Origin of the sequence: Paenarthrobacter sp. A20 (assembly GCF_024168825.1) — a bacterium.
In the GTDB taxonomy this organism is placed as follows: domain Bacteria; phylum Actinomycetota; class Actinomycetes; order Actinomycetales; family Micrococcaceae; genus Arthrobacter.
In genome coordinates, this window is sequence record NZ_JALJWH010000001.1 from 4,768,217 (window position 1) to 4,779,546 (window position 11,330).

An 11,330-nucleotide genomic window follows, 5' to 3' on the forward strand; every position below is an offset into this window, starting at 1 on the left:
CCTGCAGCCTGCACCGCGTGGACAATTCATGGTTGGTCCCACCCAGGGCGTCGAACCAAGGAACAAGAAAAGAACTCTTTACCCGATTCGGCAGATCTATTGTTTTAGCCTATTTCCGGACGGTACCGTGAGCACCACCGTAAGCACTCTTACGAGATCGTGTACGACATTCTGGGGAGAAATACATGAAACGTTCGCATGTTGCTTTAGTGGGGGCACTAACTCTTGCACTTGCCGGGTCGGCTACACCGGCACTTGCTGCAACCACGCCAGCGCAGGTAACCACCGGATTCTCGGGTACCGCGTATGGTTCCTACATTTTCAATACGGATAAGACATTAACTTCTGGTCCTACGGCGAGTTCAAGCATCAGTTGCACCGGCGCCACGGGAAAGACTTCCTCCAACACTGCGGCGGCACTAACCGTTCCCGCCGTGGGCAATGTCGGCGCAGCAACGACGAGCGTCAAATCCCTGCTGACCACCACGGGCAAACGGATCGAAAGCAAATCAACGATCAACGGAACCACCCTCTTGGGTGGGCTGATCACAGCCGGTGCCATCACCTCCGAAAGTTCTGCGGATAAGAACACTGCGGGCGCCTTTTCTGGCACGAACAAGACGACTATTGCTAATTTGAAGGTTTTGGGTGTGTCGGTCGGGGCCAACCCGGGTGCCAACACGGTGCTCGATCTCGCCATCCCGCTGGTGGGTTCGGTTGGCAAGATCACCTTGAACGGCCAGGAGAAGCGCCTGGTTAACGGGGCCTATCAGGTATCGACCACGGCGCTACGTGTCGAAGTTCTGAAGGCCGGGCTGCCTGGTCTCAAGATTGGTACCGATATCCGTTTGGGTGTCAGCACCGCCAATCTGACCCCTACGCAGTCGGGTTTCCTGTCCGGAACAGGTTTCAGCACCAGAGCCGTGCTGGCGTCAGGACTGATCAATTCGGGTCCAACCGCAGTTGCCTACCTCGGGTGCAGTGGCGGAGCCGGGTCAGCAAACGTGGCTGGAACCAACATCCCGGGCCTGTTGACAGTCGGAGCGTCTTCGACGAAGACCAGCGGCGTCCTGGCCCCGCAGCCGAAGAGCGTAGTGACTAACTCTCTTGCAGGACTCAACGTGCTCAACGGGCTGATCCAGGCCGATGCCATCAAGGCAGAGACAAGTGCAACTCGGGCTGCAGGCGCCACAACAGCCACGCTGACGGACACCTCCACCTTCACCAATCTGAGGATTGCAGGACTTCCGGCAATCAATGCTTCTGTCGCTCCGAACACCGTGGTACAGGTGGCAGGCCTCGGTCAGGTCACCCTGCACAAGGTCAGCAAGTCATCCAGTTCAATCATCGTCACCATGATCGATGTCGTGCTGAGCCAGCCACTCGGCGCACTGCCCACAGGGTCAAGAATCCAGATCGGCTACTCCAGCACAGGGGTCACACTCTAGCTGGCAGCTGTAGGCCAAGGTTCTCATTGTTGGTCAAAACATGAACGGTCCGTCACCAACATATCGGTGACGGACCGTTCGTCTGCTTCATTGGCTGGATTCAGCAGCTTGATTTAGGAAGGGTAGGTACCCGCTTTTCCTGGTCCGAAGTCTGGCGTGGCAAGCGAGGTCCGTCCTTGGGCGTTGGTTTCCTGGAGGCGCTTGATGAACCAACGGGACTGCTCCGGGCCGTAGGGCAGCACCGGAATCGCCTTGGTTGCATCGGAAGGCATGTCCCGGATGCTCTGCGTTGCTTGGCGGACTGCCGTGCTCATGGTGTCGGCCATGGTTTTGACGAACTCGTCGCTGGCGGGCTTTCCGTGACCGGGGACCAGGAACTCGTAACGGTGGCGGAGGGCCGAGATGTGCCGCAGGGCATCGGCCCACTCCTCGGGGTATGAATCCTCGAACGATGGATGTGCGCCCTGCTCCACCAAGTCGCCTACATACAGCGTGGAACTGGTGCCTACCAGGAGGTCGCCGTCAGTGTGTGCACGTCCAAGATAGAAGAGCGTTGCTGTGATTCCGCCGAGATCCACAAGGACCGGCTGATCGTGGACCAGCGCGTTGGGAACAACGATGTCGACGGCGTCCCCCTCCCCTGCTGCCATCTCCGGTTCGTTGGTGGCCACGAAGCGGCGCTGGATGTCGGCGTCCTTTTCGATGGCCGCCGCACAGTTGGCGTGCGCCCAAAACTCTGTGACGCCGTCGTCGGCAAAAACTGCGTTGCCGAAGAAGTGGTCATAGTGCGCATGCGTGTTCACCACTACCAGCGGCAGCTGGGTCTTTTCGCGGACTGCAGCAAGGATCTCCCGGCCTTGGCGGGGGCCGCAGCCGGTGTCGATGACCATGGCAAGCTCAGAGCCCACCACGAGCCCGGTGTTCAGTAAAGATCCCTCGGTTTCCAAGACGTAGTTGTCCGGTCCGAGTTCGAGCCAAGCTGACAATGAGTTCTCCGTATCCAGTGCAATCCGGCGATGTTCAGGCCTCTACTCTACCCACCAAATCCGAGGGGAAGCTGGAAGACTGGCGGGTCAGACCCGGAGCAACTTCAGGCGTCGTGCCACCCGTACAACAAGGGAGGTCTCGAGAGAGCGGAGCTGATTTTGGAGCTCATTGGATTCGGCCGCAGCTGCCGACAATTTCCCGGATGAGTCCTCCAGGGCAAGCCGCAGCTTCTCGTGCTCCGCTTCCACTGCGGCAAGAGTGCCCGTGGTGTCTTCCAGTGCATGGGTCAGCCGATACAACTCCACAGACTGGTGACCAATGTGCGACTCGTTGTTGGCCGTGAGTTTGGCGGCCGCAGGGTGCTCCCCAGAGTGCAGTTCAGGGAAGGCCGGTTCCGGAGTGCTGAGTACCGGCGCGGCCGGGGTGGCGCCTTTAAGGGTTTCGACGACGGCGTCCCACCATGCGCTTTGGAAGGAGCTTTGCGTGGGGCTCAATTTCTCCAAGTACGCCCGAATATCGTTCCGGCGGTTCCAGAGGAGGTCCACATAATCGTCAAACCCGGGGGTTACTACATGCCGCAATGACCGCAAAGTGTGGCCGAGGCCCCAGTTGGCCAGGGCACCGCCCAGCCGGACTTCTCCGTAGTAGTCAACGGCGATGCCGAGGCACGGAACACCAGCCGCCAGAGCGAAGACAATGGGGTGGTACCGGCTGGCAACCACGAATTCGGCCCGCATCGTCAGGGAGGCAGCCTCTTCCGCAGTGAACTGACCGCAGACAGTGACGTTCTCGGAACGCATGCGGCGGCGGATATCCTCGTGCATCTCCATATCCATGTCACGGTTCCCCGGACGGGACATGTGCGGAACCATCACGACGTCCACCTGGCCGGCGTCGGCAATTCTGTCCAGCAGGTCAGCTACACCCTGGTTGAAGTCATCCCTGTCCATCGCCCCCGTGCCGGGTGCGAAGCTCGCCACAATGTACGGTCGTTCGGGGCTCGGCTGGTACGCAGGAACAGCCGATGAATAGATTGCGTCGGCAGGGCCCTCTTTGAGGAAGCTGGCGTCATCCAAGGTCAACCCGGCCGGGACGTTTGCCTCACGCATCAGCTCGAAGGACGTTTGCTCGCGAACACTGGAAAGCGCTGCCGAGCGGAAGAGCTCCACAGCGGCGTCGTAGTCGGGTCCTGTTAGTACTGGACCCACGGTCTGTCCGGAGATGACCAACGGCTTGTCGAGTGCGTTCGCAATGGCGCCCACGGCCGCCCGTTCATACAGCAGCCAGCCATACGGGGAGTTCATGTTGCCGCCGCCTGCAATGACCACGCCATCAGAAGACTTGATTGTCTCGATAAGCGCGTGGACCTGATCCGTGGCAGGAAGGGCATCCATGTCACCCTCGAGAATGGACTGAATTTCTTTCAGGTACGTCTCGCGGCGGTTGGGAGGCCAAGGGAACTTCAAGGTCTTTACTGCCGCCGTGCCATACAGTTTGCTGCTCTGTTCAGGGTTCCGGGACAGGAGCACGATGTCCGTGATTCCGCGGGCCTGGAGTTCGTCCACTACGGCATGGGTCATCGCTTCGTCACCCACGTGATAAATGGATTGACCAATGTCTCCAAGAACTACAACTCGCACGGTACCTCGGTTTTAGAACGTCAAAAAGCAGCTTCCAGCCTACCGGGTCGGGCTGTGAGGACCGGACAGCGGTTTCTTGGCTGTGGAAAAGTACGACGCCGGCAGTCAGGTTCGAGGGGAAACCTGACCACCGGCGTCGTGACTACTATTTGTTGCGCCAGCCCGTTGCTCCAGCTCTAGACGTGGACTGGCAACTGGACTCTTTCGAATCCCATGGCCGCAAGCCCCGACTGCCAGTCTCGGCTTGATGCTACAGTCAGCGCTTCCACGTGGATTGGTTTGGGAGGAGCCACGTGGCCCTCACCCCACTCGCCGAGCAAGAGATGAATCTCGTTGTCCGGATGTGCTGCTGCCAGAAGTGGATTCATGTGATTCTCAACGTGGGCGGCGTCCGTGCTGTTTTGCATATACGCCACGACATTTCCCCTCGGCTCTTCGTAGAGCCCGAGAAGGTCGGTAGTGACGTCTTCAGGAAGCCGACTCATTGGATCCTCGCCACGAACGCCGTAGCAAACTTCAGCAAAACGTTCCACGGCCGCTAGCTCGTACTTAGCTACGTTCGTCTGCGGGTTGGAAACGATGGCCAACGAGCCGGGGAAGTGTGCCGAGAAAAACAGTGATGCAAAGCCACCACCGGACGCACCGTAGAAGACCAGCTGCTGCTCCCCCCACGTACCCGTTATGTGACCGATGATCTCCAACAGGCTCTTCTGGATGTTCATCCGCGAATTGCCTACGAACCAGCCGAGGTTCAGTCGGTCCGTAAGGACCAGGCTCGGATCCGAGATGAAGATACGGTTCACGGGAATGTCGGATGAGACACCCATGCCGGCGAAAGCGGGAAGTGTCCACTTCGGGTCGATGGCACCCTGGAAGAAGACAACGGTCGTGTCGAAACCCCTGTTTTGAACGTTAACGTCAATGGGGAGGCCGTTCTCGACGATGATCTGATAGCCCTGCGGGATGGCTGACGCTCGCAGGAACGACGCCACGCCCTTGTAGTTGGTGACCATATGCACTGCAGGATCGATAGTCCGGGGCCGCGTGGGACAGGGGTGGTCCAGGCCCTCATTTTGACCATTCAGGAAGTAAGCCTCAGCACACAGCTCACAAAATCCAAAGCCCATATCGAACGCATATGTACGACGTTCAGCGAAGTGTTCTATATTCCCCACCAAGATAAGATACCGGAAGCGCTCCGCCACCGACGAACCGACCAGCCTGCCCGGCGCTGAAGCTGGCGTGTCATCAGGGCTCCCCTCGTCTTGCTACGCTGGGGGAATTCTCTTCCGACAATGTGGGAGTTCATTTTGCCCGGCTTGTTCATTTACGGCAGCTGTGTGTCCCGTGACACATACCCCTTCCTCGACAAAGACTGGACCATAGTCGAATACGTCGCCCGTCAAGGGATGATCAGTGCAGCCTCCCCCAGGGGCGTTCTCCGTGGCGAGAGCGCACTCACATCCAAGTTCCAGAATCAGTGCGTCCGAAATGACATCCGTTCTTCCCTCTTTGCCACGATCGATAAGGCGGCGAGCGAGACAGATCTCTTTGTTCTGGACCTCGTGGACGAACGGCTTGGAGTGTATGAGCTCGGTGGTGGTTCATACATCACACAGAGCTGGGAGCTGGGAGAAAGCAAGCTTCTCCAGCAGCAGGACACCGAGCCTCGCCTCATAGCTTTCGGGTCCGAAGAGCACTTCAAACTCTGGTCAAAGTCGGCAAGTGTGGTGGTCCGTAAGATCAAGGACACTGGCCGACCAATTCTCGTCCTAGCCCCGGAATGGTCCGAGAGCTCTGACAGCGGACACACGGACCTCATATATCGGGGCCTCTACGCTGCAACTTACAACAAGGTTTATCAGCGCTATTTCGACCACCTACGATCCGAAGGCTGTGACGTGTTGTCCATCGGGCAGGACACTGTCAAGGCCGCCGCAGGCCACCAATGGGGCCTGGCGCCCTATCACTACGTGGATGCGGTTTATCACAAGATGCGGGACGCGATCACAGCCGCCGTAAAGTAGTGGCACGAAAACGCAGTTCCCAGTTCTGACCTAGCTACAACAGCAGGGACCACGATCCGGAAATCGTGGTCCCTGCTGTATTTGAGTTACGAACGCCGACATTACATATCCGCGAGCGCTCCACCCGGGTTCTCGATTGCGTCAGCCACGTACCGCAGGAAGCCTGCGGCCGTCTCTCCGTCGCACACGCGGTGGTCGAAGGCGAGGGTGAGTTCGGTGACCTTGCGGACGGCCAGCTCGCCGTTGACCACCCAGGGCTTGTCGATGATGCGACCTACGCCGAGCATCGCAACCTCCGGGTAGTTGATGATCGCGGCCGAGCCGTCCACTCCGAACACACCGTAGTTGTTCAGCGTGAAGGTGCCCGAGCCCAGTTCGGTTGGAGTCGCTTTACCTTCACGGGCGACGGCGGTGAGCCGCCGAATCTCCGCGTCCAACTCGCGGGCACTCAACTCATGCGCGTTCCGGACCGATGGGACGACAAGTCCGCGATCGGTCTGGGCTGCGAAGCCAAGGTTGATTCCGTCGAAGCCGACGATCTCCTGGGACCCATCGGAAGCTGTTTCAAAGCGTGTGTTCAGGGCTGGATACCTTTTTAACCCAGCCGTGACAAAACGAGCGATGAAGGCCAAAAGACCAGGGGTATCGTGCGGACTGCGCTTCTTGAGTTCTGCCCGCATGTCCAGCAAAGCCGTGGCGTCGACATCCACCCATACGGTCGCTTCGGGAATTTCCGAGCGGCTGCGGGTCATGTTCGCTGCAACAGCCTTGCGGACGCCACGGACGGGGGTCCGGGCCGATACGGCCAAGCCCGTCCGACTGTCAACGGAACCTTCGGCAGCGGCGGGCACCTCTGCCTTGGACGGAGCAACGGCAGGAGCTGCAGGAGCCTCCGGCGTAGAAATGGCTGCCTCCACATCCCTGCGCATGATCAGACCGCTGGCGCCCGACCCCTCGATGCCGTCGAGGGAAACACCGTGGTCGCGGGCCATCTTCCGGACCAGCGGCGAGATGACAGCACTCAACTTGCCGGGGATACGGGTCCCGGCAACCGCGGGTTCCATGACAGGTTCAGCAGCGGCCTCGGCAATACGATCAACGATGGCGACACTCGCCTTGCGCGGCCGGGTTCTTCCACCGGTCGCTCCACCAGGGGTGCCATAGCCGATCAGAACATTGCCGGAACCGGCCTTCTCCTCCGTGCGATACGTCTCCGCGGCAGCATCAACGGCGGGTGAAGCCTCGATTCCCGAGGAAACGGCGGTGGGAGCGGCAGACTCAGCGGCGACAGCGGGAGCAGCCGCCGCAGAACCAACGCGAGCGATCGAGATCAGCGGCTTGCCGACGTCGAGCGTTTCACCGGCCTGGCCGTGTAGCTCGGCAACAGTGCCGGCGTATGGCGAGGGAACCTCAACCATGGACTTGGCGGTTTCGACCTCGGCGATGGGCTGGTCAACCCTGACCTCGTCGCCAACTGCGACAAGCCAGTTCACCAGTTCGGCCTCGGTGAGGCCCTCTCCCAGGTCGGGCAGTTTGAAGACCTGCATATCTGAGCTCATGGTCAGTCCTCCCATTGAAGGTCGTCAACGGCGTCGAGGATACGGTCGACGCTTGGCAGGTAGTAGTGCTCCAACTTGGGAGACGGGAAGGGGACGTCGAAGCCGGTCACCCGGAGAATCGGCGCGGCCAGGTAGTGGAACGCACGTTCCTGAACGCGGGCCACGATCTCGGAGGACACAGACGCGAAGCCATGTGCCTCGGCAATCACGACGGCGCGTCCCGTCTTGCGCACGGACGCGCAGACGGTCTCGTCGTCGAAGGGGACGAGGGTGCGGACGTCGATGACCTCGAGCGAGCGGCCTTCTTCGGCAGCCGCCGCAGCCGCGGCGAGTGCGGTGGGGACGGACGGGCCGTAGGCGATGAGCGTCGCGTCGGTGCCGGGACGGGCAATAGCTGCGCGGCCCTCGGTGGAGGTGCCGGCGTCGTGCTCTGCTCGCAAGGCGCCCAAGTCCACCTGGTCCTTGGACCAGTAGAGCTTCTTGGGCTCCATGAACATGACGGGGTCATCGGAGTCGATGGCTTCGCGCAGCATGCGGTAGCCGTCGGCCACGGTGGCCGGCGTGTAAACCTTCAGGCCGGCAGTGTGGGCGTAGTAGGACTCGGACGAGTCGCAGTGGTGCTCCACTCCCCCGATGCCACCGGCGTAGGGAACGCGGATGACCATGGGCATTTTGAGCTTGCCCTTGGTGCGGTTGTGCATTTTGGCTACGTGGCTAACGATCTGTTCGAAGGCCGGGTAGGCGAAGGCGTCGAACTGCATTTCGATGACGGGACGCATGCCGTTGATGGCCATGCCCACTGCCATCCCGACGATGCCGGATTCCGCCAGCGGAGTGTCGAAGCAGCGCTGTTCGCCGAATTCGGCCATGAGTCCGTCGGTGATGCGGAAGACGCCGCCCAGCATGCCGACATCCTCGCCGAAGACCAGGACCGACGGGTCATTACGCATGGCATCAGCCATGGCGGTGTTGAGCGCTTTGGCCATGGTGAGGCTCTGCGGGCCAGTTGCCTCTGCGGTGGCCGCGGCCGAAGCGGCGGCGCTGGCAGTGGCTGCGCTGACGTTGGCTGTGGTGGTGCCGCTGGCAGCGGTGGTGACGGTCATTTTGCGCTCTCCTCTCGTGCGAGTTCGCTGGCGAGCAGTTCGGACTGTTCCTTCAGCTGTGGGGTGGGCTTGGCGAAGACGTACTTGAAGAGGTCCAGCGGCTGAACCGGAACATCCTCGCCCAAGCCCTCACGAAGCTGGGTGGCGACGGCTTCGGCGTGCTCAGCGATCCTGTTGCCGGCCTCGTCATCGAGGAGACCCTTGTCCGTGAGGTACGACTTCATGCGCGCCAGCGGATCCTTGGCCTGCCATTCGGCGACTTCGCTGTCCGGACGGTAGCGGGTGGCGTCGTCGGCGTTGGTGTGGGCCTGCATACGGTAAGTGTGGGCCTCAATCAGCAGCGGCCCGGAGCCTTCGCGCGCCAGCTTCACGGCCCGGTCCATCACGGCGAGCAGTGCGACAAGGTCGTTGCCGTCAACGCGCTCACCGGCCATGCCGTAGCCAACAGCCTTATGGGCCAGCGACGGCGCCACGGACTGGTGACTGAGCGGTACTGAGATGGCGTACTTATTGTTCTGCACGAAGAAGATCACGGGCAGGTGGAAAACGGCAGCGAAGTTCAGGGCTTCATGGAAGTCACCTTCGCTGGTAGCACCGTCGCCGCACATGGCCATCACTACAGTGTCTTCGCCGCGCAGCTTGGCCGCGTGGGCAACGCCGACGGCGTGCAGCAACTGCGTGGTCAGTGGGGTGCACTGGATGCCGACGTTGTGCTCTTTGGGGTCGTACCCGCCGTGCCAGTCGCCGCGGAAGATGGTCATCACCTCTACGGGGTCCACCCCACGGGTCATGACGGCGACGGCGTCGCGGTAGGTGGGGAATAGCCAGTCGCCTTCGCTGAGGCACATGGCGGCTGCAACCTGGCAGGCTTCCTGCCCGTGGCTTGAGGGGTAGACGGCCATGCGGCCCTGCCTGACCAGCGCAGAGTTCTGGTCGTTGACGCGACGTCCGACGACGAGCTTCTCGTAAGCGGCCATCAGTTCAGCATCGCTGGGTGTGGGGTACTCGTGGCCGGGTTCGGTGCCTTGCTCGTCATGGGAGCGGAGGGTACCGTCCGGATTCACCATCTGGATCTGGTGCCGGGCGGGGAGCATGTAATCCTCAACGCTGATGCCGAATTTCGTCCGAACGTCAGCAGCGTGGTCCTCTACAGCCGTTTCCGGCGCAGAGTGGTCTGCATGGATCGTCATTGGTCCGTCCTTCTCTAGCCACTATGTGCTTCCAGTATGTTCCCCGGCGATGTTTCGTATCCAGCTTTCCGCAGAATCATGGAAGAGCTTGTGAGAAGTGGCTATCCTGAAAGACAAATTGCAATTGTGAGCTGGGTAACGTGCCCGTGCTGTAGACGATTTGGAGTGCCATGAGTGAGAGTGAGGCGGAACAGACCGCCGTTCCCCTGGACAGAGTGGACCGGGACATCATCCGCGAGCTGACCACCGACGGGCGCATGTCCATCACCCAGGTGGCTGAGAACGTGCATATCAGCCGCGCTCACGCCTACTCGCGGATTGCCCGGCTCACCGGCGAGGGGGTGCTGACGAAGTTCACTGCCCTGGTAGACCCCATCAAGGCAGGCCTACGGTCATCCGCCTATGTGACGTTAAAGGTTCAGCAGCACTCCTGGCGCGAGCTCAAGGAACAACTCCGCGCGATTCCGGAGGTTCACCACATCGCACTGGTGGGCGGCGACTTCGACGTCATTCTCCTGGTCCGGGCCACAGACAACATCCACCTTCGCCGTGTGATCTTCGACCAATTGCAGTCCATGGATGGAGTGCTGGATACCCAGACTTTCCTTGTATTTGAGGATGTTGATACCCGGTAGGCACTTCTGGGGGGCCTTTGCTGGGAGGGGCACCCATTTTCGAACCTTAGACTGTCCCCGTGCCCCTCAAAATTGCCCCCGCCACGCGTGTCATTGGCGTTGTTATAGGGGCATGTTTTTTGGCGGGATTGCTTTGGCTGATCGCAGCCTTTCAATTCTTCTATGACCCCCCGCAAACAACCCCTCACCGCACGGACGCGATCGTTGTCCTGGGCGGCATGAGCAAAGAGCGGTTGCCGGTGGCCCAGGAGTTGCAGCAAGAGCTGGATATCCCCGTCCTCGTGGTCTCAACGACGGGCCTGGCCGGCAACGTGGAGGGCGATGCGCTCTGTCAGGAGGAGGCGGGCGAAGGCGATCCTGATCTTGTTTGCTTCCGTCCATCTCCGCTGAATACGAGGGGTGAAGCTGAAGCTCTTCGGGCCTTAATTGCGGAACATGGGTGGAAGTCTGTGACTGTGGTGACGTCCGAGTATCACGTGATGCGCGCAGGCACCCTGATTGGCCAATGCACTACCGCGGAGGTCCAAATGTTTGGGTCCCAGCCGGACCTTTCCGCGGGTGCATGGATGGACCGGTTTGTGATCGAAACCGGCGGATTAATCGACACTTGGGTGCGACCGGAGTGCACTTCTCACTAAGGTAGTGGGAGGAACAGTTCGATAGTCGGCCTTACAGCGGCCATCCAGGGAAGGTACAAACGGTGAGTCACGAACCCGCGCGTCCGCTTCCGGCTGGTCGCCA

Annotated in this window: 10 protein-coding genes; 4 read left to right on the plus strand and 6 right to left on the minus strand. The window is 60.5% G+C overall.

Annotation, left to right across the window (positions count from 1 at the left end):
- Window positions 1-185 precede the first annotated feature (185 nt).
- Entirely contained in the window at window positions 186-1,448 is a 1,263-nt protein-coding gene (locus tag J3D46_RS22115; protein ID WP_253468855.1) for a choice-of-anchor P family protein, read from the plus strand.
- 113 nt (window positions 1,449-1,561) lie between these two features.
- Here the strand turns inward: J3D46_RS22115 and J3D46_RS22120 are convergent, their stop codons facing one another.
- The 3 genes from J3D46_RS22120 to J3D46_RS22130 all read right to left on the minus strand — a co-directional run bounded on the left by J3D46_RS22120 (window position 1,562) and on the right by J3D46_RS22130 (window position 5,094).
- Entirely contained in the window at window positions 1,562-2,434 is an 873-nt protein-coding gene (locus J3D46_RS22120) for an MBL fold metallo-hydrolase (protein WP_253468857.1), read from the minus strand.
- 87 nt (window positions 2,435-2,521) lie between these two features.
- Entirely contained in the window at window positions 2,522-4,030 is a 1,509-nt protein-coding gene (locus J3D46_RS22125) for a polysaccharide pyruvyl transferase family protein (protein ID WP_253468859.1), read from the minus strand.
- 221 nt (window positions 4,031-4,251) lie between these two features.
- Window positions 4,252-5,094, minus strand: a complete 843-nt coding sequence (locus tag J3D46_RS22130) for a hypothetical protein (RefSeq protein ID WP_253468861.1) — start codon at window positions 5,092-5,094, stop codon at window positions 4,252-4,254.
- 276 nt (window positions 5,095-5,370) lie between these two features.
- On the opposite strand from J3D46_RS22130, the gene J3D46_RS22135 reads away from it, so the two are divergent.
- Window positions 5,371-6,102 (plus strand): DUF6270 domain-containing protein, encoded by a 732-nt coding sequence (locus tag J3D46_RS22135; protein WP_256491768.1) that lies wholly within the window; start codon window positions 5,371-5,373, stop codon window positions 6,100-6,102.
- Between the two features lie 101 nt (window positions 6,103-6,203).
- On the opposite strand, the gene J3D46_RS22140 is transcribed toward J3D46_RS22135, so the two are convergent.
- Genes J3D46_RS22140 through pdhA form a run of 3 tightly spaced genes read right to left on the minus strand, consistent with a single transcriptional unit; the run spans window position 6,204 to window position 9,954 of the window.
- Window positions 6,204-7,661, minus strand: a complete 1,458-nt coding sequence (locus tag J3D46_RS22140) for a dihydrolipoamide acetyltransferase family protein (protein WP_253468865.1) — start codon at window positions 7,659-7,661, stop codon at window positions 6,204-6,206.
- Between the two features lie 2 nt (window positions 7,662-7,663).
- On the minus strand, window positions 7,664-8,764 hold the full coding sequence (locus J3D46_RS22145; protein ID WP_253468867.1) for an alpha-ketoacid dehydrogenase subunit beta: 1,101 nt from the start codon (window positions 8,762-8,764) through the stop codon (window positions 7,664-7,666).
- Window positions 8,761-9,954 (minus strand): pyruvate dehydrogenase (acetyl-transferring) E1 component subunit alpha, encoded by a 1,194-nt coding sequence (pdhA, locus tag J3D46_RS22150; RefSeq protein WP_253468869.1) that lies wholly within the window; start codon window positions 9,952-9,954, stop codon window positions 8,761-8,763. Before pdhA ends, J3D46_RS22145 begins: the two co-directional genes overlap by 4 nt.
- A 170-nt stretch (window positions 9,955-10,124) precedes the next feature.
- Here pdhA and J3D46_RS22155 point away from each other — a divergent pair, with 170 nt between their 5' ends.
- Both J3D46_RS22155 and J3D46_RS22160 read left to right on the plus strand, forming a co-directional pair.
- Window positions 10,125-10,589 (plus strand): Lrp/AsnC family transcriptional regulator, encoded by a 465-nt coding sequence (locus tag J3D46_RS22155; RefSeq protein ID WP_253468871.1) that lies wholly within the window; start codon window positions 10,125-10,127, stop codon window positions 10,587-10,589.
- Window positions 10,590-10,648: 59 nt separating this feature from the next.
- On the plus strand, window positions 10,649-11,227 hold the full coding sequence (locus J3D46_RS22160) for a YdcF family protein (protein WP_253468873.1): 579 nt from the start codon (window positions 10,649-10,651) through the stop codon (window positions 11,225-11,227).
- Window positions 11,228-11,330: the final 103 nt, after the last annotated feature.

What these genes read in the sequence shown, in the direction of transcription:
- J3D46_RS22115 (WP_253468855.1), top strand. Translation starts at nt 186, where the DNA reads ATGAAACGTTCGCATGTTGCTTTAGTGGGGGCACTAACTCTTGCACTT.
- J3D46_RS22135 (WP_256491768.1), top strand. Translation starts at nt 5,371, where the DNA reads ATGTGGGAGTTCATTTTGCCCGGCTTGTTCATTTACGGCAGCTGTGTG.
- J3D46_RS22140 (WP_253468865.1), bottom strand. Translation starts at nt 7,661, where the DNA reads ATGAGCTCAGATATGCAGGTCTTCAAACTGCCCGACCTGGGAGAGGGC.
- J3D46_RS22145 (WP_253468867.1), bottom strand. Translation starts at nt 8,764, where the DNA reads ATGACCGTCACCACCGCTGCCAGCGGCACCACCACAGCCAACGTCAGC.
- pdhA (WP_253468869.1), bottom strand. Translation starts at nt 9,954, where the DNA reads ATGACGATCCATGCAGACCACTCTGCGCCGGAAACGGCTGTAGAGGAC.
- J3D46_RS22155 (WP_253468871.1), top strand. Translation starts at nt 10,125, where the DNA reads ATGAGTGAGAGTGAGGCGGAACAGACCGCCGTTCCCCTGGACAGAGTG.